This window comes from Spongiactinospora sp. TRM90649, from assembly GCF_029382225.1.
GTDB lineage: Bacteria > Actinomycetota > Actinomycetes > Streptosporangiales > Streptosporangiaceae > Spongiactinospora.
On the sequence record NZ_JARLTC010000028.1, the window covers coordinates 137,660 to 162,275 of the forward strand.

A 24,616-nucleotide genomic window follows, 5' to 3' on the forward strand; every position below is an offset into this window, starting at 1 on the left:
GGGCGCCCGGCCGTCGCCGGGTGCCCCGCCGGTCGGGCTCAGCCCGGGGAGACGGTGCTGAGGTCGCCTCTGGGCGTCTCCTCCTTCGGCGGCGCCGAGGGGGCCGCGTGCTGGCCGCCCCTGGGCTTGCGGCGCAGCCGTTCCTTGGCGCGTTCGACCAACGTGTACAGGGTCGGCACCAGGACCAGGGTGAGCAGGGTGGAGGAGACCAGGCCGCCGATGACGACGATCGCCAGCGGCTGGGAGATGAAGCCGCTGGAACCGGTCAGGCCCAGCGCCATCGGGATCAGCGCGCAGATGGTGGCGACGGCCGTCATCAGGATCGGGCGCAGCCTGCGCCGCCCGCCTTCCATGACGGCCTCCACGACGCCCATGCCCTGTTCGCGGTACTGGTTGATCAGGTCGATGAGCACGATGGCGTTGGTGACGACGATGCCGATCAGCATCAGCATGCCGATGAGGGCGGGCACGCCCATGGGGGTGCCGGTGGCCAGGAGCAGCCCGATCGCGCCGGTGGCGGCGAACGGCACCGACACCAGCAGGATCAGCGGCTGCACGAAGCTGCGGAACGCCGCCACCATGATCATGAAGACGATCGCGATCGCGGCCAGCATCGCCACGCCCAGGTCGGCGAACGCCTCCTCCTGGTCGGCGCTCACGCCGCCGATGCTGTAGGCGGTCCCGGCCGGCAGCGACAAGCCGTCCAGTTCGGCGGTCAGCGCCGTGGTGACGCTGCCCAGGTCGCTGGCCGTGGCCCGGCCGGAGACGGTGGCGCTGCGCTCGCCGTCGATGCGGGTGACCTGGGTGGGGCCGTCGACCTCCTTGACCTCGGCGACCTGCGACAGTTTCACGGTGCCGGTCGCGGTCGGCAGTTTCAGGTCGCGGACCTGCTTGACCGACTCGGGGGCGTCGCCGCCGCGCAGCACCAGGTCACCGGCGCGGCCGTCGAGGGTCAGCCGGCCGAGCGGCGCGCCGCGGAAGGCCTGTGCGACGGCCTGGCCGATCGCGGCCTCGCTCAGGCCGCGTTCGGCGGCCTCCTCGCGGTCCACCTCGACCTCGATGCGCGGGGCGCTGGCCTCCAGGTTGGAGGTGACCTCGGTCACGCCGTCCACGCCGCTCATCGCGGTCGACACGGTCTCGGCGGCGCTGCGCAGGGCGTCCATGTCGGGCGCGCGCACGATCACCTGCACCTCGTCGGTGGAGAACCCGCCGCCGTTCTGCCCGCCGACGCTGAGGTCGCCCGCGCCGGTCAGGGTGGCCAGCTTCTCGCGGATCCTGGCCTCCAGGACGACGCTGTCGGCGCCTTCCTCCAGCGCGACCGAGTACGACGCCCGGTCGGCGCCGCCGCCCATCGCGCCGCCCATGAAGCCGCCGCCGGAGCCGACGTTGACCTGGTAGGAGCGGACGCCGTCGATGTCGTCCAGCAGCGCCTCCACCTTCTTGGCGGCGGCGTCGGTGGTGTCCAGGTCGGTGCCGACGGGCATCCGCTGGGTGATGGACAGGGTGTCCTGCCCGGCCGGGGACAGGAAGTTGGTCTCCAGGCGTCCGGCCAGGCCCATCGTGCCGACGAACACCAGCAGGCCGATGAGGAGCGTGATCAGCCGGCGGCGGGTGGCGAAGCGCAGCACCGGCAGGTAGGCGCGCTGCAGCGGGGAACGCAGTTCCTTGGCCTCGGCGCGTTCGCGGATGGCGGCCATCTCCTCGGCGGTGGCGTTGGGGGCCTTGAGGAACCAGTACGCCAGGACCGGGATGACGGTGAGGGACACCACCAGGGACGCCAGCAGCGCCACGGTGACGGTGATCGCGAACGGGGCGAACAGTTCGCCGACCATGCCGCCGACCACGGCGATCGGCAGGAACACCGCGACGGTGGTGAGGGTGGAGGCGGTGACCGCGCCGCTGACCTCGCGCACGGCGGAGGTCACGGCGGTGCGTTTCGGTTCGCCGTAGGCGAGGTGGCGTTTGATGTTCTCCAGGACGACGATGGAGTCGTCCACGACGCGGCCGACGGCGATGGTCAGCGCGCCCAGGGTGAGCATGTTCAGCGAGTAGTCGCCGGCCCACAGCGCGATCAGCGCGATGATCACCGACAGCGGGATGGACACCGCGGTGACGATCGTGGAGCGCAGCGACAGCAGGAACAGCAGGATGACCACGACGGCGAACGCGAGACCGAGCAGGCCCTCGGTGGTCAGGTCGTGGATGGCCCGCTCGACGTAGGGGGCCTGGTCGAAGACGACGGTGATGGCGGCGGCGTCGCCTAGCGTGCGCACCAGGTCGGGGATCTTGTCGCGGACGGCGTGCGAGATGGCCACCGCGTTGCCGTCGGGCGCCATGGTGACCGACACGCCGAGGCTGGGCTGGCCGTCGGTGCGGGTCATGCTGGAGGCGTCGGCCTCGGCGCGTTCGATGTCGGCGACCTCGCCGAGCTTGACCGGTTTGGGCGGCTTGGGGGCCTGCTGCCTCGGGGGGGCCTGGCCGGGGGGAAGCTGGGCCATGCGCTGCTGGGTGAGCGCCTGCTGCTGTGCCTGCTGCTGGGCGATCTGCTGCGCGGGCGGCGTGAGGTAGAGGTTCTTCAGGTCGTCCAGCGTGTCCAGGCGTGTGCCGACCTGGACGGTCAGGGCCTTTTCGTCCTTGGTGAGGCTGCCCGCCGGGATGGGGGTGCCGTTGGCGCGCAGGGCGTCGGTGATCGCGGTCGGCGGCAGGCCGTGCGCCTTCAGCACCTTCTCGTCGGGGGTGATGACGATGTTCTCCCCGCGGGCGCCGTTGACCTCGGCCTCGCGCACGCCGTCCACGGAGCGGATCTCGGGGAGCATGACGCGTTCGATCTTCTCGGCCATCTCCCGCTGGTCGCCGCCGTCGCCGACGGCCAGGACCAGCACGGGCAGGTCGTCGGTGTTGCCGGCGACGATCTGCGGGTCGACGTCGTCGGGGAGCTGGGAGTTCAGCCCGGAGACCGCCTCCTGCATGTCGTTGACGGCGGCGTCGATGTCGGTGCCGAACTCGAAGGCCACCTGGATCTGCGACAGTCCCTCACGGGAGGTGGAGGTGACCTCGGTGACGCCCTCCAGCCCCTCGAAGCTGTTCTCGATGGGTTCGGTGACCTGCTCTTCCACGATCTCCGGGGACGCTCCCGGGTAGGGGGCGACGACGAAGGCTCCGGGGAAGGAGAGCGAGGGAAGCAACTGCTGCTTCAGCGAAGGGATCGCGAAGGCGCCGAAGGCGCTGAGCACGACCGCGATCATTATGACGAGGCTGCGGTTGGCTAGGCTCAACCTTGCCAGGAAGGTCACGGGGGCGGACTCCTCGGAGAACAGGGACGACCCATCACATGGGATGTTTTGCCCCAGACTAACACTTAGCTTGTTACGAATATTTAGCCTCACCCTTGATTCCTGATAGCCTTCTCAGGAAGTCAAGAGGTGAATGTGATCGACGAACGTGACGAGCTGATCGAACGCATCGGCCGCATGCAGCGCGACCTGGGACGACTCGTCGCCCGAGACCGATCCCTGCCGGTACTGGCCTCGAACCTGACAATGCGTCAGCTCAAGGTAGTACTCCTGCTGTCATCCCTCGGCTCCGCCTCCGGGCAAGACCTCGCCCGCAACCTCGGCGTCAGCCTCGCCACCGTCACCGGCATCGTCGACCGCCTCGTCCGCCACGGCCTCGCCACCCGCCGCGAAGACCCAGAAGACCGCCGCGTCCGCCGCGTCGAACTCACCCCCGACGGCAAGAACCTCATCGAAGAGATCCACACCGCCGGGCTCATCGGCCTGCGCCGCGTCCTGGACCGCCTCGACCTGGAGACCCTGCGCATGCTCGACCACGTCACCACCCGCCTGCGCCAGGTCACCCAGGAACTCCACGACGAGCAGGACCGATGCGGCGGCGACCGCCTACCGCCCGCCGACCCCCCTTGATACGGTCAGCCCCCGTGTCGGATTACCCGCGAACCCTGTTCTCCCTGTCCGGCCGCACCGCCCTGGTCACCGGAGCGGGCACCGGCATCGGACACGCCATCGCCGAAGCCCTCGGCCGCGCCGGAGCCGCCGCCTACCTCACCGGGCAGGCAATCCGCGTCGACGGCGGCTTCTCCGTCCACTGATGACCCCAGTGAGCGCAGGTGAACGCCCGTGACCGGCACACTCCCCCACACCCCCGGGCGGCAGGCCCGCAACGCCAGGCTCGCCGTCTGCTACTTCTTCGTCCTGCTCGGCGTCGTCACCGGCGTATGGGCCGCCCGCATCCCCGCCGTCAAGGAAACCGTCGGCCTGTCCGACGGGCAGCTCAGCTACGGCCTGCTCGCCATCGCCGCCGGACTGGTCATCGGCATGCGCTTCGCCGGACGCCTCACCGACCGCCTCGGCAGCGCCCGCCTCATGACACCGGCCGCCGTCCTCACCGCCCTGGCCGTCATCGCCCCCGGCTACGCCACCACCCTGCCCGTCCTCATCGCCTCCCTGTTCTGCTTCGGCCTGGTCAACGCCTCCCTCGACGTCTCCATGAACGCCCACGGCGTCCAGGTCGAACGCGCCTACGGCCGCCCCCTGATGTCGTCCTTCCACGGCATGTTCAGCGTCGGCGGCCTCCTCGGCGCGGGCATCGGCGCCGCCTTCGCCTGGGCGGGCGTGGCCGCCGGGCCCACCTTCGCCGCCACCGCGATCCCCCTGGCCGCGCTGTGCCTGCTCGCCCGCCGCGGCCTGCTGCCCAGCACGCCCGCACCCGCCGAGAACCGGGCACGCCCCCGGCGCCGCGTCTCCTGGACAGCCAGGATCGCCCTGCTCGGCGCGGTCGCCTTCGCCGGGCTCGTCGGCGAAGGCGCCGCCAACGACTGGACCGCCGTCTACCTGCACGACCACCTCGCCGCCGCGCCCGGCCTGGCCGCCGTCGGCTTCGCCGTGTTCTCCACCGCCATGACCATCGGGCGCCTGGCCGGAGACGGCCTCGCCGCCCGCCTCGGCCCCGTACGGCTGGTCCGCTGGTCCGGCGTGACGGCCGCCGCCGGGCTCGGCGCGGCACTGGCCCTGCCCAGCGTGCCCCTGTCCATCGCCGGGTTCGCGGTCTTCGGGCTGGGCCTGTCCACGATCGTCCCGCTGGTCTTCTCCGCCGCGGGCAACGACGACCCCGAACGCGCGGGCGAGGCCATCGCCCAGGTCGCCATGCTCGGCTACTCCGGGCTCGTCCTCGGCCCGGCCATCATCGGCGGCGCGGCCGAGCTCGCCGGGCTGCGCATCGCACTGACGATCCCGCTGGCACTGGCCGTGTTCATGGCCGCCAGCGCCCCCGCCTTGCGCGGTCGCCGTTCCCCCTCGGAGTAGGTTTTCGGTCTTTGTACTTGGTTTGTGAAACCACCGACCGGCTTTACAAAGTAAGTCTCATCGGGTGACGGCACGGCCGGGCCAGGCGACGTCGTCGGCCGCCAGGAACGGCTCGCGGGCCACGGCCGCGGGCGTCACCCCGGCGAACTCCATGACGTCCCGATGCAGGTGCGACTGGTCGGTGTACCCGCAGTCCGCCGCCACCCCGGCCGCGTCGTGCCACGCGGCCAGGCGGTGCACGGCACGGTCGAAACGGACCAGCTTCGCCGCCCGCTTGGGCGGCAGCCCGATCTGCGTGTGGAACCGCGACCACAGTCGCTTGCGGCTCCAGCCCAGCTCCGCCGCCAGCCGCTCCACCCGCACCAGGCCGCGACCGGCCACGATCCGCCGCCAGGCCCAGGCCACCTCCGGCTCGACCTGCGGCCCCGCCTCACGCCGGCGGGCGAACGCCGCCTCGATCAGCGCGAAGCGATCCTCCCAGGAGGAGACCTCCCCCAGTCGCTCGCCGAGCCGTGACGCCTGCCCGCCCCACAGGTCCTCCAGCCGCACCACGCGACCGTCCAGCTCGGCCGGTGCGGCGCCCAGGATCGCGCGGGCGACCACGGGGGAAAGACGCACCTGAACACACTCGATGTCCTGCCCGCGCACCCACACCGCGCCGCCGAGCCCGAGCCCGGCGACGAGACTCCCCCGGTGCCGCCGCCCGGCGGCGTCCTCGACGACGGGCGAACCGGCCCCCAGGTCGAGGACCAGCGTCACGGCCGGGTGCGGAATCAGCCGGTGCCCCTCCGCGGCCGTGCCGTCGTCACGGAACCCGGCCATGGTGACGCCCGACACCCCGCTGCGCCGCACCGAGGACGCCACGTCCCAAGCGACGCCGACGTCACGTTCGAGCACAGTGGACCCCATGCCCCCATGCTAGGCGCGCGCCGGGCGAGGGGAACATTCGTCCAATCCCCCGCCGCCCGCCGGCGGCGACAGTGGGCCCATGACGATTCCCGACGGCACCGCCGACGGTTGCGCTCCGGCACCGCCGACGAAGACCGGACAGGGCATGGCACTGCTGCTGCGCCCGCATCTGCGGAGTTTCACGGCCGTGGTGATCCTTCAGGTCATCGGCGCCCTCGCCGGTCTGGCCCCGCTGCTGGCGGTCGCCGAACTGGGCCGGACCCTGCTCGCTCCCGGCCCGGCCGACCACGCTCACGCCTGGACCGTGGTGATCGCCGGTACGGCCGGCCTGCTCGTCCGGCTGCTGTTCACCGCCGCCTCATCGGGAATCGGGCATGTCCTGGACGGCCGGGTGCAGCTGACGCTCCGCCTCCGGCTGGCCGAGTCACTGGGACGCGTCCCGATCGGCTGGCTGTCGCGGCGCCGCACCGGCGAACTGGCCAAGGTCGTGGGCGAGGACGTGAGCGCCGTGCACCCGTTCATCGCCCACGCGCCCGGCGATCTCGTCGCCGCGTTCGTGGTCCCGGCGGCGTCGCTGATCTACCTGTTCACCGTCGACCCGCGGCTCACCCTGATCACGCTCATCCCCGTGGCGCTGGCCATCGCACTGGTCCCGCTGCTGATGCTGCCCGCCAGGACGCGCGAGCAGGAGGCCTACGACGCGGCCATGGGGCGGATCGCCGATTCCGTCGTCGAGTTCGTGCAGGGCATCTCGGTGGTCAAGGCGTTCGGCGGCGGCGAGCGCGCCCACCGCGCGTTCCTGACGGCCGCCGACGACTTCGTCGGCGTCTTCTCCCGCTGGGTACGCGGCATGTCCGCGATCGCCGCCGGGATGCAGACCGCGCTGTCGCCGCCGTTCGTGCTGCTCGTCGTCCTCATCGGCGGCACGGCGCTGATCGGCTCCGGCGACCTGGCCCCGGCCGACCTGCTGCCGTTCCTGCTGCTCGGCCTGGGACTGACCGCCCCGGTCGCGGCGCTCGGCCACGGCTTCGACGATCTGCGGAGCGCCGCCCGCGCCCTCGGCCGGATCAGGGACGTGCTCGCGGTCCGGCCACTGCCCGAACCCGCCCGCCCGCGCCCGCCGCAGGGGCACCGGGTCGAACTGCGCGGGGTCCGCTTCGCCTACGACACCGGCCACGAGGTGCTGCGCGGCATCGACCTGACGCTCGAACCGGGCACGGTCACCGCGATCGTCGGCCCGTCGGGAAGCGGCAAGTCCACGCTGGTGCGGCTCCTGCCGCGCTTCTTCGACCCCACCCACGGCTCGATCCTGCTGGGCGGCGTCGACCTGCGCGAGATCGGCGGCCGCGAGCTCCACCGGCAGGTGTCCTTCGTCTTCCAGGACGTCCGCCTGCTGCGCGCCTCGGTCGCCGACAACATCGCCTCGGCGGCGCCGCGCGCCTCCCGCGAAGAAGTGGTCCGCGCCGCCCGGACGGCAGGTGTCCACGACCGCGTCCTTGCGCTGCCGCGCGGATACGACACGATCCTCGGCGAGGAGGCCAGGCTGTCCGGAGGCGAGGCGCAGCGCATCTCGATCGCCCGCGCGCTGCTCGCCGACGCGCCCGTCTTGGTGCTGGACGAGGCGACGTCCTTCGCCGACCCGCAGACCGAACAGGCGATCCGCCGGGCCCTGACGGCGACGGCCGGCGAACGCACCATCCTCGTCATCGCCCACCGGCTGGAGACCATCGCCGACGCCGACACCGTCGTGGTGCTGTCGGACGGCGCGATCGTCGAACGCGGCAGCCCCGCCGACCTGCTGACCCGAGACGGAACGTTCGCCGCGCTCTGGCGAACCCACGGCGGCCTGCCGCCAGGAGAGGAACCCCGATGATCCGGACGCTGCTGGGCGTGCTCGGAGACGAGTACGCCCCGGCGATGCGCCGCACCGTGATCCTGATGACGATCACCGCGGTCGCCGAAGGCCTGTCCTACGCGCTGCTGGTCCCGCTGCTGCGGGCGCTGCTCGGCGGCACACCCGCCGACGCGGTGCCGTGGCTGGCCGCGTTCGGCGCCGGCGTCGCCCTCTACGCCGTGCTGCGCTACATCAGCGACCTGTCCGGCATGCGGGTCGGCACCACCATGCTGCGCGGCATGTACCACCGGCTCGGCGGGCACCTGGCCCGCCTCCCCCTCGGCTGGTACGACGCCGACCGCATCGGCGAGGTGTCCGTCCTGGCCGGGCGCGGCCTCCTGCAGGCCATGGGCGTGGCCGCGCACCTGCTGGCGCCGTTCGTCTCCGCCCTGGTCACGCCGGTGACCATCGTGGCCGTGATGACCGCCTTCGACTGGCGGATGGGACTGGCCGCGTCCCTCGCCGCCCCCGTCGTGGCGGCGATCCAGGCCTGGACGGCACGGGCGACGGCCGCCGCCGACGCCGGGCGGCACGAACGCGACACCGAGGCCGCCGGGCGCGTCATCGAATACCTCCAGGCCCAGCCGGTGCTGCGGACCGGCGGCCGCACCGGCGAACGCTTCCGGCTGCTCGACGACTCCCTGCGGGAGGCCCAGCGTGCCTCCCGCCGTACCGTGCTGGCGACCCTGCCCGGCGCCGTGGGGCTGACGCTCACCGTCCAGGCGATCTTCACCGGGCTGCTGGTCCTGGGCGCCTACCTCGCGCTCGGCGGGCACATCGGCGCGGCGGAGCTCCTGGTGATCCTGGTGCTGGCCGCGCGCTGCGCCGACCCGCTGCTGTCGCTGGCCGACATCGGCGGCAAACTCCGCGCCGCGCGTTCGGAACTGGCCAGACTCGAAACGGTGCTGCGCACCGAGCCGCTGCCCGAACCCGCAGAGCCGATCCGCCCGGCGCACCACGGCCTGGAGTTCGACGCCGTCACCTTCCGGCACGGCGGGCGCACGGTGCTCGACAAGGTGTCCCTCACCGTTCCCGAAGGACAGCGGCTCGCCGTCGTCGGGCCGTCCGGCGCGGGCAAGACCACGCTGCTGCGGCTGCCGGCGCGTTTCTACGACGTGGACGGCGGGGCGGTGCGCGTGGGAGGCGTGGACGTGCGCGCCATCGCCGCCGAGGAGCTGATGGCCCGGATCGCCATCGTCTTCCAGGACGTCTACCTCTTCGACGGCACCATCGAGGACAACGTGCGCCTGGGCCGTCCCGGCGCCACCGAGGCCGAGGTACGGGCCGCGGCCGCCGCGGCACGACTGGACGAGGTGATCGAGCGCCTGCCCGGCGGCTGGGCGGCGAACGTCGGCGAGGGCGGCGCGCTGCTGTCCGGCGGTGAGCGCCAGCGGGTCTCGATCGCCCGGGCGCTGCTGAAGGACGCACCCATCGTGCTGCTGGACGAGGTGACCTCCGCCCTGGACCCGGTCAACGAGGCCGCCGTCCACGAGGGCGTCGAACGCCTGATGGCCGGACGGACGGTCGTGATGGTCGCCCATCGCATGCGCACCGTCCAGCGCGCCGACCGCGTCATCTTCCTGGACGGCGGCCGGATCGCGGAGACCGGCGGCCACGACGAACTGCTCGGCCGTGGCGGCCGCTACGCCGGCTTCTGGAACATCGCCACGGCCCCCGCCGCGCGGGACCGAGCGGGAACATTCGTCCAAGACCGATCGCCCGCCGCACGTGCACAGTCACCGCATGACTGAGCATGACACCCAGCACGACATCCAGCGCTCGCACGGCATGCACGTGGTCCACGACGGCCCGCGTCAGGCGCCGCCGTTGCTGCTCATCCACGGATCGGGGGCCTCCGGCCGCTTCTGGAGCCCGGTGGTCCCGGCGCTGGCCGGCCACCATCACGTCATCCGGGTCGACCTCCCGGGCTGCGGCCAGTCCCCGCCTGCGCCGTCGTACGACGTGCCCGCGCTGGCGGGCCGGGTGGCGGCGCTGCTGGACCACCTCGGCCTTCGTCACGTCGCCGTGGCCGGGCACTCCAGCGGCGGCTACGTCGCCACCGCGCTCGCCGAGCAACGCCCCGACCTCGTGGGACCGCTCGCGCTGATCAGCAGCGGCCCGGGCCTGGACGCGCTCCTTCGGCAGCCGTTCATCCTCCGGGTCCTGCTGGCCCCGCCTGTGGGCCCGCTCCTGTGGCCGAGACGCTCCGACGCGATGATCCGCAAGGGGATCGGCGCGACGGCCGCCCTCCCGGTGGACCTCCCGGACGACGTCGTCGCCGACGTACGAGGCATCGCCTACCGCACGATGAGGACGGTACTGCGCCGCAACACCGCCTACGTCGCCCAACGGAACGTGCCCGACCGCCTCGCCGCCCTCAAGATCCCCCTGCTGGTCATCTTCGGCGCCGCCGACCCCCGCTGGGACCCGTCGTCGGCCCACCGCTACGACGCGGTACCGAACGCACGCGTCGAACTGCTGCCCGGCGTCGGCCACCTGCCCATGCTGGAAGCGCCCGAGGCCACCGCCGGGCTGCTGCTGGCTTTCACGGCCTGCGATGGGACGCCTTTCCCGCCGCAGCCCTTTACAAAGTAAGTGAGAGGAGGGCGGCGATCTCCCCTGGGCTTTCCAGGCTCGGCAGGTGACCCGCCCACTCCAGTTCCAGCAGCCGCGCCCGGGGCAGCCCCGCGCGGCCCGAGCCAGGTCTCAACGTTCAGCCGCACCGCGCCGTCCACGTCGCCCGCTTCGAGGAGCCCATCCTCCCGCTCGATGAACTCGGCGAGGTCGGCGCTCGGCGGCGCCTCGCAGCCCGCGCACAGCAGGACCAGCCCGGAGACCAGGTCGGGACGGGCGGTGGCCACCTCCAGCGCCACGCGCCCGCCGTAGGAGGACCCGACCAGCCGGACCCCGCTCACCCCCAGCCCGTCCAGCAGGGCGGCGACGTCACCGCTGCTGGTGGGCAAGTCGCTCAGCCGGCCCGCCGGCGCGGCGGAACGGACCGGGCGGGAACACCTGGAGCTGCCCGGCGCCGACCACGCCTTGGAGCTGAAGGGGAACGTGGTCGGATCGGCTTGACCCACTGACACGCGCCCTCGGCTTTACAAAGTAAGTCACCCGTCGGCGGGCGGCTCGCCGTCCGATGGCAGCAGGCCGTACAGGGCGGCCAGGGAGCGGATCTCCTCCTCGATGCCGGTACGCAGGTCGGCCGGGTCGAGGACCTCCACCTGCGCGCCCATCCGCAGCAGCAGCCAACGGGCGTGGCGGATCGACTCCACCGGCACCACGATCGTGACCCACCCCCGGCCATCGGGCGGGCCCGCCTCGGCGAGCGCCGCGTCGACCATCTCGGCGCTCAGCGTGTGCCGCAGCAGGGGGCCGGCCCCCGGGGCGATCCGCAGCGTGGCCTTGGCGGTGTACATCCGCTCGCGGAACCCCTGCGACCACTCCCGCCAGTAGTCCACCAGGTCGAACCCCTCGGGCCTGGTGAACGTGCCCGGCAGCCGCGTGGTGGACTGGATCCGCGACACGCGGTAGGTGCGCGGGTCTCCCCCGTCGGCCCCGGCGACCATGTACCACGAGCCGCCTTTCAGGACCACCCCGTAGGGATGGACCACGCGGTCCACCTCGCGCGGCCCCCACCGCAGGTAGCGGATGGCCAGCGGGCGTTCCTCCCACACCGCCTCGGCGACCTCCGACAGGTGCGGGACGTCGTCGGCGCCCCGGTACCAGCCGGGGACCTCCAGGTGGAACCGCTCGCGCATCCGCGTGGCCTGCGAACGCGGCTCGGGCGGCAGCGCCGCCAGCAGTTTCAGCCCGGCCGCCGCGGCCTCCTCCCCCCGGCCCAGCTCGGCCGCCGGGCCGGGCAGCGCGGCCAGGAACAGCGAGGCGGCCTCCTCCGGGCTCAGCCCGTTCAGCCGGGTGCGGTAGCCGTCCAGCAGGCGGTAGCCGCCCGCCGGGCCGCGCTCGGCGTAGACGGGGACCCCGGCCGCCGACAGGGCCTCCACGTCGCGGTACACCGTGCGCACGGAGATCTCCAGCTCACGGGCGATGTCGGGCGCCGTGACACGCCCCCTGGTCTGCAGGAGCAGCAGGAGGGACAGCAGACGGCTGGCGCGCATGACAGCAGTCTGCCCAAGAAGGGGCACGACCTCTCCACCGGCCTGCCGGCACCCCCGCGCCGGTTTGCCAGGGCGACACGGGGTGTGTTCATATGCACACATGGAAGGTGCGGACCGGGTGCGCGAGATCATGAACGAGCTGCGCGCCAGCGACACGGTCTCGGTGGCCGGGCTGGCCGTGCGGCACGGCGTGTCGGAGATGACGATCCGCCGCGACCTCGACGAGCTGGCCCGCCAGGGCGTGGTCCGGCGGGTGCGCGGCGGGGCGATGAGCCTGCTGCTGCGCGGTGAGGAGCCGCCGTTCCAGGTGCGCGAACGCGAGGCCGTCGAGGCCAAGCGGCGCATCGCCGCCGAGGTCGCCGAGCTGATCGCCGACGGCGAGGCCGTCCTGCTCGACGGCGGCACCACCGCGCTGGAGGTGGCCAGGGCGCTGCGCGAGCGGCGGGTGACCGTGCTGCCGCTGGCGCTGCAGGCGATCGCCGAGCTGGCCGGCGCGCCCCGGGTCGCGCTGGTGCTGCCCGGCGGCGAGGTGCGCCAGGGCGAGCTGAACCTGGCCGGGCCGCTCACCGAGCGGTCGATCTCCTCGCTGCGGTTCGACACCGCCGTCCTGGGCTGCTGCGGTCTTTCCGCCGAGCACGGGCTGACCTCCCACAACCTGCCGGAGGTCGCGGTCAAGCAGGCCGCCATCGCCGCCTCGCGGCGCGTGGTCGTCGCCGCCGACTCCGGCAAGTTCGGCCGCACCGCCTTCGGCGCGGTGTGCCCGCTGGACCGGCTCGACGTGGTGGTCACCGACGACGGCGCCCCGGCCGCGCAGCTCGGCGCGCTGCGCGTGGCGGGCGTCACCGTGCGCGTCGTGTGAGGGGCGGGCGCAAGGTCAGGTCGGGAAGTGCTCGTAGCCGGATCCTCTCAGATCGGCTCACCTTCGCCGTCGTCGCCCCCCTCGGGCGCGGGCGAGCCGGGTTCGGAGTCGCCCGGCGACGGGCTCGGCGTCGGCTCCCTGGGGACCGGGCTGACCGGCACCGGCGGCGGCGTGGGCACGAACATCGTCGGCGGCAGCGGGCGCGCCGGGTCGGCCTCCTCACCGGCCCTGCCGAACACCAGCCAGACCACCAGGCTCAGCATCGCCAGCATCAGCGCCAGCACCGCGCCGGCGACCACGACCGATCTGCGGGTCTCCGTCGGCGGCGGCTTGGGCCTGGGCGGCGCGGGCACCGCGGGCACCCGGTCGGCGATCCAGTGCGGCACGAAGTCGGGGCCGTGCCGCTCCCCGATCAGCGTGCCGCCGACCAGCACCGGTTCCAGGAAGCGCTCGGCGCCCGGCCGTCCCGGCACGTAGGGCGTGGCCACCCACGGCGCCGGGCCCACGTCCATCGCCAGCACCGGCGGCGCGGACTCCAGCACCGCCGTGCGGCGCGCCGAGCGCCGCGCCACCCAGCCGCGCATCCCGCCCCGCTCGGGCACCGCCTCGCGGATCCCGGTGACGAACCGGTCGCGGGCCGCCGCGTCGAAGGCCGCGCCCCGGGTCAGCAACGCCACCGACACGGCCCGCCCGTCGGGCGCCTGGCCCAGGTAGACCAGCCCGGCCGGGCCGACTCGCAGGCGCGCCTGGATCACGAACGGCCCTAGGCTGGGCGGATCGCCGTATTGCAGCGGACTGGCCACACCAGTCATGAAAGCACACCGCCTCACGCACGTTCATCGCGTCGTTTGGTGGAATAACAACCGTCATGCAGATCCAGCGCCGCCCGCGAGCGAAAGGAGAGGCGCGCGCCGCCCTGCCCGCCCGGCGCGCGCCGAACAGCAGATGACCGTCGCCGAAGAAGTACCCAGCGGCACCGACGCCGAGGTGCTGCGCCAGGCCCTCGCCGAGGTCAGACGCGTCATCGTCGGACAGGAGCACATGGTCGAACGGCTGCTCGTGGCGCTGCTGGCGCGCGGGCACTGCCTGCTGGAAGGCGTGCCGGGGGTCGCCAAGACCCTGGCGGCCTCCACCCTGGCCACGGTCGTGGGCGGCAGCTTCGCCCGCATCCAGTTCACCCCCGACCTGGTGCCCAGCGACATCGTCGGCACGCGCGTCTTCCACCCCTCCAGTGAGAGCTTCGACGTCGAGCTGGGCCCGGTGTTCGTGAACTTCCTGCTCGCCGACGAGATCAACCGCGCCCCGGCCAAGGTGCAGTCCGCGCTGCTGGAGGTGATGGCCGAGCGGCAGGTGACGCTGGCCGGCGTCACGCATCCGCTGCCCCGCCCGTTCGTGGTGCTGGCCACCCAGAACCCGATCGAGTCCGAGGGCGTCTACCCGCTGCCGGAGGTGCAGCGCGACCGGTTCCTGTTCCGGGTGCGGGTGGAGCACCCCGACGCCCGTGAGGAACTGGAGATCCTGCACCGGATGAGCGTGCGCCCGCCGGCGCCCGAGCCGGTGCTCGACCCCGCGCGGCTGTCGGCCCTGCAGGAGCTCGCCGAGAAGGTGTCGGTCCACCAGCTCGTCGCCGACTACGTGGTGCGGCTGGTGATGTCCACCCGCGCGCCCGCCGACTACGGCGTGCCGGAGCTGGCCGACTCCATCGAGATCGGGGTCAGTCCCCGGGCCACGCTCGGGCTGGTGTCGGCGGGGCGCGCCCTGGCGCTGCTGCGGGGCCGTGACTACCTGCTCCCCGACGACGTGCGCGACATCGCGATCGACGTGATGGGCCACCGGCTGATGCTGACCTTCGACGCGCTGGCCGACGGCGTCGACCCCGACGACGTGGTGCGGCAGATCCTCGCCGCGGTGCCCCCGCCCCTGGTCGTGTGGAACCAGGGGCAGCGATGAGCGGCGGCCGGGTCTCGTGAAGGCCGCCGAGCAGGCGCTGCGGCGGCTGGAGCTGACCATCGTGCGGCGCCTGGACGGCATGCTGCACGGCTCGCACCAGGGCCTGCTGCCCGGCCCCGGCAGCGAGACCGGCGACAGCCGCGTCTACGTCCCCGGCGAGGACGACGTGCGGCGGATGGACTGGGCGGTCACCGCCCGGACCACGGTCCCGCACGTGCGGGACCTGATCGCCGATCGCGAGCTGGAGACCTGGGCGCTGGCCGATCTGTCGCCGAGCATGGACTTCGGCACCGCGGCGATGGAGAAACGCGACCTGGTGGTCGCCGCCATCGGCGCGGTGGGGTTTCTGGCCGGGCGCATCGGCGATCGGTTCGGCGCGTACGTACTGCACGAGCGGCACGTGCACCGGCTGCCCGCCCGCGCCGGCCGTCCGGCCCTGTACGGCCTGCTGCACTCGCTGACGGACGCGCCCAGGGCGGCGCCGGTGGACGATCCGGCCACGCTGGCGGAGGGGATCGAGGTGCTGGCCTCGGCGCGGCGGCGGCGCGGCATGCGGGTGGTGGTGTCGGACTTCCTGGACCAGGCGCCGGTGACCGACCCGGCGGCCGAACGCCCGTGGGAGCGGCCCATGCGGCGCCTGGCCGCGCGCCACCAGGTGCTGGCCGTCGAGCTGATCGATCCGCGCGAGCTGGACCTGCCCGAGGTGGGCGTGATGACCTTCACCGACCCCGAGACCGGCCGCACGGCGGAGGTCCACCTGACCGCCAAGGTGCGCCGGGCCTACGCCGAGGCCGCCGCCGCGCAGCGCCGGGCGACGGCCGTCGCGCTGCGCCGCTGCGGGGTGGCGCACCTGGTGCTGCGCACCGACCGCGACTGGGTGTTCGACGTGGCCCAGTTCGTGCTGCGGCAGCGTCGCATGGCCCATCTGGCGCACCGCCCGGGGGCGGGCAGGTGAGCAGGCACACCGGATACGCCGGGGAAGCCGGGAAAGATCGTAGGGTGGAGTGAGATGACGTTCCTATCGCCCGGCTGGCTGTGGCTGTTCACCCTGCTGGTACTGCTGGCCGGCGGCTACGTGGCGGCCCAGTTCGCCCGCCGCCGCTACGCGGTTCGCTTCACCAACCTGCCGCTGCTGTCGCTGGTCTCGCCGCGCGCGCCCGGCTGGCGCAGGCACCTGGCGCCCGGGCTGTTCCTGCTGATGATGGCGCTGATGGTGGTGGCCGTGGCCCGGCCCGCCGACTCCGTGCGGGTGCCGCGCGACCGGGCGACCATCATCATCGCGCTGGACATCTCGCTGTCGATGGAGGCCGACGACGTCTCCCCCGACCGGATCAGCGCGGCCAAGGAGGCGGCCCAGCGGTTCGTGCGCGACCTGCCCGAGCGGTTCAACGTTGGCCTGGTGTCCTTCGCCCGCTCGGCGGCGGTGGCGATCTCGCCCACCACCGACCACCTGGCGGTGATCACCGCCATCGGGAACCTGACCACCAGGGCGGGCACCGCCATCGGTGAGGCGGTGTTCAACTCGCTGGACTCGGTGCGCTCCTTCGACCAGCGGGCGGTGACCGATCCGCCGCCGGCGGCGGTCGTGCTGCTGTCCGACGGCGACAACACCTCGGGCCGCTCGGTGAACGAGGCCGTCGAGGCCGCCCTGCAGTCGCGGGTGCCGGTCTCCACGATCGCCTACGGCACGCAGGAGGGCACCGTGGTCATCGACGGGCGGGCGGTGAACGTGCCCGTCAACAAGGCCACCCTGCAGACGCTGTCGGAGGGCACCGGCGGGCGGGCCTACTCGGCCGAGTCGGGGACCGAGCTGCGCGAGGTGTACGAGCAGATCGGCACCTCGCTGGGCTACAAGGAGGTCCACCAGGAGATCGGCCAGTGGTTCGTGGTGGCGGCGCTGCTGACCGGGCTGCTGGTCGCGGCGTCCTCGCTGCTGCTCGGCTCGCGCCTGCCCTGAGCCCCCCGTCGCGGGCGCGGCGGCGGGCGTGGGGGGTGTCCGGAACTTGGTAACGTCGGTGCCCGTGGCGCACTACTTCCAGGAGCGTCCGCAGGCCGCCGGCCGTCCGGGCGTCGTGACGCTCGTCCTGCCCGATCTTCACCTGCGGCTGCGGACCGACAGCGGGATGTTCTCCCCCGACCGGATCGACCCGGGCACCCGGGTGCTGCTGGAGTCGGTGCCGCCGCCGCCCGCCACCGGCGACCTGCTCGACCTGGGCTGCGGTTACGGCCCGATCGCGCTGACCATGGCCTCGCGCGCCCCGGAGGCGACCGTATGGGCCGTCGACGTGAACCGCAGGGCGCTCGACCTGTGCGCGGAGAACGCCACGGCCGCCGGCCTTTACAAAGTAAGGACGGCGCACGCCGACGAGATGCCCGCCGACGTGCGTTTCTCCGCCATCTGGTCCAACCCGGCCATCCGCATCGGCAAGACCGCCCTGCACGACATGCTCACCCGCTGGCTCGACCGGCTCGCCCCCGGCGGCGCCGCGTACCTGGTGGTGCAGAAGCATCTCGGCTCCGACTCCCTGCAGCGCTGGCTGCGGGATGAGGGCCGCCCCACCGCCCGCGTGGCGTCCCGCTCCTCGTACCGGATCCTGAAAGTGGAGGCGAAAGGGTGAACGACCGGCCCGGCACCACCCGCAGGCAGCTGCGCCAGACCGACGTCAAACGGCTCAACCGCACCTGGCGGCGCTCCACCGAGGGGCGCCTGGCACTGATCCTGGAATCGGTGACCAGCCCGTTCAACATCGGCACCATCTTCCGCACCGCCGCCGCGTTCGGCGTCGAACAGGTCTGGCTGGCCGGCAACGCCACCCCGCCGACCAACCCCAAGGCGCAGAAGACCGCGCTGGGCACCGACCGGCTGGTGCCGTGGAAGGACCCGGTGCCGGGCGTCACGGCCGTCCAGGCGGCCCGTGACGACGGTTTCACCGTGGTCGCCGTCGAGCTGACCGACGACGCCGTGCCGCTGCACCTGGCGCCGCTCACCGGCGACGTGTGCCTGGTGCTGGGCAGCGAGGACCACGGCTGCTCCCCCGCCCTGCTGGAGGCTGCCGACGCCGTCTGCTACATCCCGCAGGTCGGCCGGGTCGGGTCCTTCAACGTCGGCATCGCCGCCGCGATCGTGCTGGCCGAGGCCCGCCGCCGCGAATGGGCCGCCGCGCCGGAGCCCCGCGAGGGCGCCTGAGCCCCGATGTTCACCTCGGCGGACTGACGCGAGCGGTTCACAACGGGCATACTCCTGCACGTGCAGCGACGATTCCCCTTTCTCGACCATCCAGGACCGCTCGCCTTCGCCCACCGCGGCGGGGCCCGTGAAGGCCGGGAGAACACCGTCGCCGCGTTCGGCCGCGCGATCGAGCTGGGTTACACCTACCTGGAGACCGACGTCCACGCCACCTCCGACGGCGTCCTGCTGGCCTTCCACGACCACACCCTGGACCGCGTGACCGACCGGCGCGGGCGGGTCGCCGAACTGCCCTACCGGCTGGTCCGCCAGGCCAGGGTGGGCGGCGTGGACGAGATCCCGCTGCTGGAGGAACTGCTGGGCGGCTGGCCCCAGGCCCGGTTCAACATCGACGTCAAGGAGGCCGGGGCGATCGGCCCGCTGGCCGAGGCGGTGCGCCGCACCGGCGCCTACGACCGCGTCTGCCTGACCTCATTCTCCGACGAGCGGCTGAGCAGGGCCCGCGCCGCGATGGGCCGCGAGGTCTGCTCGGCGCTCGGCCCGCGCGATGTGGCCGCGCTGCGCGCCGCCGCCGCCACCTCCGGGTACGGCAGGCTGCTGACCCGCCTGGCCCGCTCGGGGGTGCCCTGCGCGCAGGTCCCGGTGGGCTTTCGCGGGCTGCGCGTCACCACCAGGGCGCTGGTCCGCACCGCCCACGCCCTGGGCATGCAGGTGCACGTGTGGACCATCAACGACCCCGCCCGCATGGAACAACTGCTCGACCTCGGCGTGGACGGCATCATGACCGACGACATCACCGGCCTGCGGCGGGTGCTGCGCGAACGCGGCATGTGGCACCCGCGCACGCCCGGGCCGTCCTGACCCGCCGTCCCCCAAGTCCCCCTCCCCGACCCCCACGACGCCCAGGAGCGACCATGACGGCCCCCGCCGCACTCGACGACACCCCGGCCGCGCGCAAGCGCGAGCAACGCGGCTGGTACTGGTACGACTGGGCGAACTCCGCGTTCCCCACCACGGTCATGACCGTCTTCCTCGGCCCCTACCTGACGACCGCGGCCGAGACCGCCGCCGCCGGGCGCGCCTACGTGGACGTGCTGGGCCTGGACGTGCGGCCGAGCGCCTACTACAGCTTCGTCGTCGGCGTGGCAGCAGTCGTGCAGATCATCGTGATGCCCGTCGCGGGCGCGCTGGCCGACCACACCGGGCGCAAGCGCGAGCTGATGACGCTGTTCGCCTACCTGGGGGCGGGGGCGACGCTGTGCTTCTGGTTCGTCACCGGCGGCGCGTACCTGCTGGGCGGCCTGCTGTTCGTGGTGGGCAACGTCGGGTTCGCCGCGGCCTTCGTGATCTACAACTCGTTCCTGCCGGAGATCTCCACCCCCGCCGACCGCGACCGGGTCTCCGCGCGCGGCTGGGGGTTCGGCTACCTCGGCGGCGGCCTGCTGCTGGCGATCAACCTGGCGCTGTTCCTGCAGGCCGACGCGCTCGGCCTGGAATCGGCCACCGCCGCCAGGATCGCGCTGGCGTCGGCCGGGCTGTGGTGGGGCGGGTTCACGATCATCCCGCTGCTGCGGCTGCGCAACCGCCGGGCCCTGGCCCGCGGCTCGGAGACCGCCGGGCAGGCCGTCGGGCGCAGCTTCCGCCAGCTCGGCCGCACCATCAGGGACCTGCGCCGCTACCCGCTGACCCTGGCGTTCCTGGTCGCCTACCTGATCTACAACGACGGCGTGCAGACGGTCATCGCGTTCTCGGCGACCTACGCCGACCAGGAGCTGAAACTGCCTCAGGAGGTCAGGATCGGCGCGATCCTGATGGTGCAGTTCGTGGCGTTCGGCGGGGCGCTGCTGCTGGGCCGGATGGCCAGGTCCTTCGGCACCAAGCGGGTGGTGCTGGGCGCGCTGGTCGCCTGGACCGCGGTGGTCGCGGTCGCCTACTTCCTGCCGCAGGGCGCGGCGCTGCCGTTCTTCGCCCTCGGGGCCGCCATCGCCATCGTCATGGGCGGCACACAGGCCCTGTCGCGGTCGATGTTCTCCCACGTCATCCCGGCCGGCAAGGAGGCGGAGTACTACAGCCTGTACGAGATCAGCGACAAGGGCTCGACCTTCCTCGGGTCGTTCACGCTGGGCCTGGCCCTGCAGTACACCGGCAGCTACCGCCTGGGGATCATGTCACTGATGATCTTCTTCGTGGTCGGGTTCGTGCTGCTGGCCCTGGTCAACCTGCCCAAGGCGATCCGCGCGGCGGGCAACGAGGTGCCCGAACGGATCTAGTGCGGGCCTGGTACGGCTCCAGTACGGGGCGCCCCGATCCGCCGCCCACGCAAGGCGGGGAGTTCTGGCGACAAAAAGCGCGATTGGATCACCCCGCGGATGGGAATCCATCCACGGTATCAAGCGTTGTACGCCAGTGGGAGACAGACCCCTCAAGACGGGGCCCTCAGGAGGCATTGAAACATGGGCGAGCGTGCGCTTCGCGGTACCCGACTCGGCGCGACGAGCTACGAGAACGACCGCAACACCGACCTGGCTCCACGCCAGGAGGTGTCCTACACCTGCCCGAAGGGCCATCATTTCGACGTGCCGCTCGCCGCGGAGGCAGAGATCCCCGCGACGTGGGAGTGCCGTAGCTGCGGTGCGGTGGCGGTGCGCGTCGACGGAGAGCTTCCCCAGGCCAAGAAGATGAAGCCGCCACGTACCCATTGGGACATGCTCCTGGAGCGGCGCACCATCGAGGACCTGGAGGAGGTGCTCAACGAGCGCCTGGCGATCCTGCGCGCCCAGCGCCGCAAGAGCGCCTAGCCGCGCCGCGCGCGCCTGCCCGAAGGGCCCGGACCAACGATGGCGGCGCCCCCGGTGCCACGCCCCCGCCACGGCGGGCGTGGCACCGGGGGCGCCGTCTTTTCTCGCTCTTCACCGGCCGCCGTCAGGAGCCGCCGAGCTCGCGCCGGTCGGGGACGGTGGAACGGCCCGGCTCGTCCTCGTCGTCGTGGACGACCTGCCCGTGGATCACCGTGCCGCCAGGAGTGCCGCCAGGGGTGCCCCCCGGAGCGCCCGAGGGGCCGCCAGGGCCCCCGAACGGCGAGTCGCCGAACGGGAACGCCGACCCGCCCAGCGGGCCGCCACCGGCGGCCGCCAGCGTGCGCAGCCGGCGCGCCAGCAGCCACGCCCCGGCGCGGCGCACCAGCGGCCGGGTGGCGGGCACCAGGCACAGCAGCGCGGCCACGTCGGACAGCAGGCCCGGGATCATCAGCAGCACCCCGCCCGCGACCACGACGGCCGTGTCGGCCGGTTCACGATCGGGCAACCGCCCCTGGTTCAGCGCCTCGGTCAGGCCCCGCCAGGCCCGGCGGCCCTCCCTGCGCACCAGCCACGCGCCCAGCACGCCCCCGGCCAGCAGCAGGCCGAACACGGCCCAGCCGCCGAACGCCTGCCCCACCTGGATGAGCAACCAGATCTCCAGGATCGGGGCGGCCAGGAACGCCAGGATCAGCAAAAGGCGCATCTTTACCTCAATCACACTGCACGCCGGACGGCTTTCGACCTATACCCATGTCAACGCCGAAAGGCCGCCGGGCGTTCCGGCGCGCGCGGGCCCGCTCAGCGCGGGCGGCGCAGGCGTCCCGGCAGCCCCGCCACGCCCCACACCGTCACCCGCCACAATGCCTCGGCTATCACCGCCCGGCTCATCTTGCTCGACCCGGCGGTGCGCTCGACGAACGTGATCGGGACCTCGGTGACCCGCAGTCCGTGGCGCAGCGTGCGCAGGGTGAGATCGACCTGGAAGCAGTAGCCCTGCGACTCGACGTCGTCCAGGCCGATCTTGGCCAGGGTGGCCGCCCGGTAGGCGCGGAACCCGGCCGTGGCGTCGCGGACCGGCACGCCCAGGCTCAGCCGGGTGTAGAGGTTGGCCCCGCGTGAGAGGAACTCCCGTGACCAGGGCCAGTTGACCACCTTGCCGCCGGGCACCCAGCGCGAGCCGATCACCAGGTCGGCGCCGTCGGCCAGGGCCTGTAGCAGCTTGGGCAGCTCCTCGGGGCGGTGGGAGCCGTCGGCGTCCATCTCCACCAGCACGTCGAAGCCCTCGGCCAGGCCCCAGCGGAACCCGGCGATGTAGGCTGCGCCCAGTCCCTGCTTGCCCGGGCGGTGCAGGACGTGGATCTTGGGGTCGGCGGCGGCCAGTTCGTCGGCGATGCGGCCGGTGCCGTCGGGGCTGTTGTCGTCGGCGACCAGCAGGTCGGCGTCCGGTACCGCCTCACGCACCCGCGCGGTGATCACCGGCAGGTTGTCGCGTTCGTTGTAGGTGGGCACGACGACCAGGACCCTGCCAGGCGACTGCTCCATCATGGCTCACCGTCTTCCATCCGAACCGGCCGGACCGCGCCTCGCGCGCAGGAGGGCCGCGCCGACGGCGCAGGCCCCCAGGAGTATCAATGCCCACTCCGGCATCGCCCCCACCGTCGTGGCGACAGTGTGTTCGGAGCGCACCGGAACGGTCACAACGGTGTGATCGGCGACCAGCTCGCCGGTCCGCCAGGCGACCTTCCCGTCGGGGGTGACGAACGCCGAGATGCCGGTGGTCGCGGCGGTGACGACCGCCCGGTTGTGCTCGACCGCGCGCAGCTTGGACATGGCGAGCTGCTGCGGCGGCAGGTTGCTCAGCGCGTAGGTGGCGTTGTTGGTCTGCACCGCCAGCGGGGTGCCGCCCGCCCGGACGGTGTCGCGGACCACGTCGTCGAAGGCCACCTCGTAGCAGTTGACCGCGCCGATCGTGACCGGGCCCATCCGCAGGTCGCCGTCGCGGGTGCCGGCGACCGACTGGCGGCCGACCAGCCGGGCCCGTTCGAACAGGGTCAGCACCAGGTCCTTGAACGGGGTGAACTCCCCGAACGGGACGAGTTTCTGCTTGTCGTAGTAGGCCCCCGGGCCGGTCACCGGGTCCCAGACCAGGCTGCGGGTGGCGCGGTGCTCGTCGCCGATCGCCACGACCGCGCCGACCATGACGGGCACGCCGATGTCCTTGACCGCCGCGTCGATGCTGGAACGGGCGTACTCGTCGCGGTAGGGGTCGATGTCGGTGGAGTTCTCCGGCAGCACCACCAGGTCAGGGCGGGGCAGCCGCCCCTCGCGCACGGCGCGGGCCATCGCGTGGATCTGCTCGTTGTGGTTGCGCAGCACCACGGCCGGTTCATCGCCGAGCGGGTACATGCCGCGGCCGGGCACGTTGCCCTGCACGATGCCGACGTCGACGGCGCGGCCCTCGTCGCCGGGCCGGGGTATCGCGAACGCCCCGGCGGCGGGCAGGACCAGCGCCCCGGCCAGCGGCAGCGCCAGCAGACGCGCGAGCGGGCGGGCCCCCGGGCGGGGACGGCGCGCCGCCCGCAGCGCCGCCAGGGCCGCGACGGCCAGCAGCCCGCCGCACAGCGCGACGGCGAACGTCACCAGCGGCGCGCCGCCGAGCGAGGCGTAACGGGTGAAGGCCGACTCGCCCTGGCTGAACGCCACCCGAGACCAGGGGAACCCGCCGAACGGGAAGACGCCGCGCGCCCACTCCACGGCCACCCACAGCGCGGCCCCCCACAACGGCCGCAGCGGCAGCCGCGAGGTCAGCGCGACCCCCTGGCCGAGCAGGGCGTAGAACAGGCTCTCCACGGCGACCAGGCCCGCCCAGCCGTCCACGCCGATGGTCAGGACCCACGCCAGCGACGGCAGCAGGAACGCCACGCCGAAGACGTAGCCGAGCAGGAAGGCGCGGCGCGGGCGGACGCCGTACACCGAAAGGGCCAGCAGCGCGATGCCGGGCGGGGCCAGGTACCAGGCGTCGATCGGCGGGAAGGCCAGGAACAGCGCCGCACCACCGGCCGCCGCCGCGGCAAGGCGCGCGGGAAGACCCCATCGGGGCGGGCCGGAGGCCGCCCCGGGGCCACGGGCACTGCCCACCGGGTCCGCGGCGGAATTCGCGGCGGAGGTCGCAGCAGCGGGGTCCGGGTTCGCCGGGGAGCCGGGGCCCTCCGCGCCCGGGCCGGAGGCCGGGACGCCAGTCATGTCCTGCACCACCGGAGAGGGGTCTCCCTTGCCGAGTTCACGACGCCGGCGCCACGCCGGCGCTTCGCACGTTACCGCACGCGGCACGCTGGACAGGTCGTGCGGACGGGCAGGCCCGCGGTGGGTCGCGGGACGGAGCCGGGACGGCGCTGTGGGTTCGCGCACACAGGGTGACCCCCGGCGGCAGGCGGGTGCCGCGGGGATCACCCGGCGCGTACGTGACCAGGCACAGGACGGGAAGAGGGCCCGGAAACCCTTCGGACCGGATCCGTCCCGTCGGCGGCGAGCGCGGAATTCCGTTGTCTACTGGGCGTCCGGGCCCGTCCCGGGTCCAACC

Annotated in this window: 22 protein-coding genes; 15 read left to right on the plus strand and 7 right to left on the minus strand. The window is 73.2% G+C overall.

All coding sequences use genetic code 11. The features are described from left to right. Nucleotides 1-38: 38 nt before the first annotated feature. Entirely contained in the window at nt 39-3,293 is a 3,255-nt protein-coding gene (locus P3X83_RS29280; RefSeq protein ID WP_277308491.1) for an efflux RND transporter permease subunit, read from the minus strand. Nucleotides 3,294-3,428: 135 nt separating this feature from the next. Here P3X83_RS29280 and P3X83_RS29285 point away from each other — a divergent pair, with 135 nt between their 5' ends. The 3 genes from P3X83_RS29285 to P3X83_RS29295 are packed head-to-tail and all read left to right on the plus strand — an operon-like array spanning nt 3,429 to nt 5,321. Beyond that, nucleotides 3,429-3,923 carry a MarR family transcriptional regulator gene (locus P3X83_RS29285; RefSeq protein WP_277308492.1) on the plus strand — a complete coding sequence of 165 codons (495 nt, stop codon included), beginning with the start codon at nt 3,429-3,431 and terminating at the stop codon, nt 3,921-3,923. Between the two features lie 14 nt (nt 3,924-3,937). Then, the gene (locus P3X83_RS29290) at nt 3,938-4,108 is read left to right on the plus strand and encodes a hypothetical protein (RefSeq protein WP_277308493.1); all 171 of its coding nucleotides are present in this window, start codon (nt 3,938-3,940) and stop codon (nt 4,106-4,108) included. 28 nt (nt 4,109-4,136) lie between these two features. Beyond that, nucleotides 4,137-5,321, plus strand: a complete 1,185-nt coding sequence (locus P3X83_RS29295) for an MFS transporter (RefSeq protein WP_277308494.1) — start codon at nt 4,137-4,139, stop codon at nt 5,319-5,321. A gap of 57 nt (nt 5,322-5,378) precedes the next feature. Here P3X83_RS29295 and P3X83_RS29300 read toward each other — a convergent pair whose 3' ends face one another. Continuing rightward, nucleotides 5,379-6,230 (minus strand): helix-turn-helix domain-containing protein, encoded by an 852-nt coding sequence (locus P3X83_RS29300; protein ID WP_277308495.1) that lies wholly within the window; start codon nt 6,228-6,230, stop codon nt 5,379-5,381. A 79-nt stretch (nt 6,231-6,309) separates the two neighbouring features. On the opposite strand from P3X83_RS29300, the gene P3X83_RS29305 reads away from it, so the two are divergent. Genes P3X83_RS29305 through P3X83_RS29315 form a run of 3 tightly spaced genes read left to right on the plus strand, consistent with a single transcriptional unit; the run spans nt 6,310 to nt 10,719 of the window. Beyond that, the gene (locus P3X83_RS29305; RefSeq protein ID WP_277308496.1) at nt 6,310-8,103 is read left to right on the plus strand and encodes an ABC transporter ATP-binding protein; all 1,794 of its coding nucleotides are present in this window, start codon (nt 6,310-6,312) and stop codon (nt 8,101-8,103) included. Next, the gene (locus P3X83_RS29310; RefSeq protein WP_277308497.1) at nt 8,100-9,875 is read left to right on the plus strand and encodes an ABC transporter ATP-binding protein; all 1,776 of its coding nucleotides are present in this window, start codon (nt 8,100-8,102) and stop codon (nt 9,873-9,875) included. The genes P3X83_RS29305 and P3X83_RS29310 overlap by 4 nt, the downstream gene beginning before the upstream one ends. Then, nucleotides 9,868-10,719, plus strand: a complete 852-nt coding sequence (locus P3X83_RS29315) for an alpha/beta fold hydrolase (RefSeq protein WP_277308498.1) — start codon at nt 9,868-9,870, stop codon at nt 10,717-10,719. The genes P3X83_RS29310 and P3X83_RS29315 overlap by 8 nt, the downstream gene beginning before the upstream one ends. A 515-nt stretch (nt 10,720-11,234) precedes the next feature. Here P3X83_RS29315 and P3X83_RS29320 read toward each other — a convergent pair. Next, a complete protein-coding gene (locus P3X83_RS29320; protein ID WP_277308499.1) occupies nt 11,235-12,242 on the minus strand; it encodes a WYL domain-containing protein in 1,008 nt (335 codons plus the stop codon). A gap of 100 nt (nt 12,243-12,342) precedes the next feature. Here P3X83_RS29320 and P3X83_RS29325 point away from each other — a divergent pair, with 100 nt between their 5' ends. Continuing rightward, a complete protein-coding gene (locus P3X83_RS29325; RefSeq protein WP_277308500.1) occupies nt 12,343-13,101 on the plus strand; it encodes a DeoR/GlpR family DNA-binding transcription regulator in 759 nt (252 codons plus the stop codon). A gap of 47 nt (nt 13,102-13,148) precedes the next feature. Here the strand turns inward: P3X83_RS29325 and P3X83_RS29330 are convergent, their stop codons facing one another. Beyond that, nucleotides 13,149-13,913, minus strand: a complete 765-nt coding sequence (locus P3X83_RS29330; RefSeq protein WP_277308501.1) for a hypothetical protein — start codon at nt 13,911-13,913, stop codon at nt 13,149-13,151. A 133-nt stretch (nt 13,914-14,046) separates the two neighbouring features. On the opposite strand from P3X83_RS29330, the gene P3X83_RS29335 reads away from it, so the two are divergent. The 8 genes from P3X83_RS29335 to P3X83_RS29370 all read left to right on the plus strand — a co-directional run bounded on the left by P3X83_RS29335 (nt 14,047) and on the right by P3X83_RS29370 (nt 21,036). Further along, nucleotides 14,047-15,051: a MoxR family ATPase gene (locus P3X83_RS29335; protein ID WP_277308502.1), complete on the plus strand. Its 1,005-nt coding sequence runs from the start codon at nt 14,047-14,049 to the stop codon at nt 15,049-15,051. 16 nt (nt 15,052-15,067) lie between these two features. Beyond that, nucleotides 15,068-16,006 carry a DUF58 domain-containing protein gene (locus P3X83_RS29340; protein WP_277308503.1) on the plus strand — a complete coding sequence of 313 codons (939 nt, stop codon included), beginning with the start codon at nt 15,068-15,070 and terminating at the stop codon, nt 16,004-16,006. Nucleotides 16,007-16,060: 54 nt separating this feature from the next. Further along, on the plus strand, nt 16,061-17,008 hold the full coding sequence (locus P3X83_RS29345) for a VWA domain-containing protein (protein ID WP_277308504.1): 948 nt from the start codon (nt 16,061-16,063) through the stop codon (nt 17,006-17,008). A gap of 64 nt (nt 17,009-17,072) precedes the next feature. Further along, the gene (locus tag P3X83_RS29350) at nt 17,073-17,669 is read left to right on the plus strand and encodes a methyltransferase (RefSeq protein WP_277308505.1); all 597 of its coding nucleotides are present in this window, start codon (nt 17,073-17,075) and stop codon (nt 17,667-17,669) included. Continuing rightward, entirely contained in the window at nt 17,666-18,238 is a 573-nt protein-coding gene (locus P3X83_RS29355; protein WP_277308506.1) for a TrmH family RNA methyltransferase, read from the plus strand. The genes P3X83_RS29350 and P3X83_RS29355 overlap by 4 nt, the downstream gene beginning before the upstream one ends. A gap of 60 nt (nt 18,239-18,298) precedes the next feature. Beyond that, complete coding sequence (locus P3X83_RS29360) at nt 18,299-19,099, plus strand: glycerophosphodiester phosphodiesterase (protein ID WP_277308507.1); 801 nt, start codon at nt 18,299-18,301, stop codon at nt 19,097-19,099. Then, on the plus strand, nt 19,069-20,508 hold the full coding sequence (locus P3X83_RS29365; RefSeq protein ID WP_277308508.1) for an MFS transporter: 1,440 nt from the start codon (nt 19,069-19,071) through the stop codon (nt 20,506-20,508). Before P3X83_RS29360 ends, P3X83_RS29365 begins: the two co-directional genes overlap by 31 nt. A gap of 183 nt (nt 20,509-20,691) precedes the next feature. Next, complete coding sequence (locus P3X83_RS29370) at nt 20,692-21,036, plus strand: RNA polymerase-binding protein RbpA (protein ID WP_113981613.1); 345 nt, start codon at nt 20,692-20,694, stop codon at nt 21,034-21,036. A 124-nt stretch (nt 21,037-21,160) separates the two neighbouring features. On the opposite strand, the gene P3X83_RS29375 is transcribed toward P3X83_RS29370, so the two are convergent. The 3 genes from P3X83_RS29375 to lnt form a co-directional block, all read right to left on the minus strand. Further along, entirely contained in the window at nt 21,161-21,739 is a 579-nt protein-coding gene (locus P3X83_RS29375) for an FxsA family protein (protein WP_277308509.1), read from the minus strand. Nucleotides 21,740-21,834: 95 nt separating this feature from the next. After that, the gene (locus P3X83_RS29380; protein WP_277308510.1) at nt 21,835-22,578 is read right to left on the minus strand and encodes a polyprenol monophosphomannose synthase; all 744 of its coding nucleotides are present in this window, start codon (nt 22,576-22,578) and stop codon (nt 21,835-21,837) included. Between the two features lie 6 nt (nt 22,579-22,584). Next, a complete protein-coding gene (gene lnt / locus P3X83_RS29385) occupies nt 22,585-24,279 on the minus strand; it encodes an apolipoprotein N-acyltransferase (protein ID WP_277308511.1) in 1,695 nt (564 codons plus the stop codon). Nucleotides 24,280-24,616: the final 337 nt, after the last annotated feature.

Excerpts from the sequence above, each read along its gene's own strand:
- P3X83_RS29330 (WP_277308501.1), bottom strand. The coding sequence starts at position 13,913 with ATGACTGGTGTGGCCAGTCCGCTGCAATACGGCGATCCGCCCAGCCTA.
- P3X83_RS29300 (WP_277308495.1), bottom strand. The coding sequence starts at position 6,230 with ATGGGGTCCACTGTGCTCGAACGTGACGTCGGCGTCGCTTGGGACGTG.
- P3X83_RS29310 (WP_277308497.1), top strand. The coding sequence starts at position 8,100 with ATGATCCGGACGCTGCTGGGCGTGCTCGGAGACGAGTACGCCCCGGCG.
- P3X83_RS29335 (WP_277308502.1), top strand. The coding sequence starts at position 14,047 with ATGACCGTCGCCGAAGAAGTACCCAGCGGCACCGACGCCGAGGTGCTG.
- P3X83_RS29370 (WP_113981613.1), top strand. The coding sequence starts at position 20,692 with ATGGGCGAGCGTGCGCTTCGCGGTACCCGACTCGGCGCGACGAGCTAC.
- P3X83_RS29315 (WP_277308498.1), top strand. The coding sequence starts at position 9,868 with ATGACTGAGCATGACACCCAGCACGACATCCAGCGCTCGCACGGCATG.
- P3X83_RS29375 (WP_277308509.1), bottom strand. The coding sequence starts at position 21,739 with ATGCGCCTTTTGCTGATCCTGGCGTTCCTGGCCGCCCCGATCCTGGAG.
- P3X83_RS29320 (WP_277308499.1), bottom strand. The coding sequence starts at position 12,242 with ATGCGCGCCAGCCGTCTGCTGTCCCTCCTGCTGCTCCTGCAGACCAGG.
- P3X83_RS29380 (WP_277308510.1), bottom strand. The coding sequence starts at position 22,578 with ATGGAGCAGTCGCCTGGCAGGGTCCTGGTCGTCGTGCCCACCTACAAC.
- P3X83_RS29345 (WP_277308504.1), top strand. The coding sequence starts at position 16,061 with ATGACGTTCCTATCGCCCGGCTGGCTGTGGCTGTTCACCCTGCTGGTA.
- P3X83_RS29305 (WP_277308496.1), top strand. The coding sequence starts at position 6,310 with ATGACGATTCCCGACGGCACCGCCGACGGTTGCGCTCCGGCACCGCCG.
- P3X83_RS29325 (WP_277308500.1), top strand. The coding sequence starts at position 12,343 with ATGGAAGGTGCGGACCGGGTGCGCGAGATCATGAACGAGCTGCGCGCC.
- lnt (WP_277308511.1), bottom strand. The coding sequence starts at position 24,279 with ATGACTGGCGTCCCGGCCTCCGGCCCGGGCGCGGAGGGCCCCGGCTCC.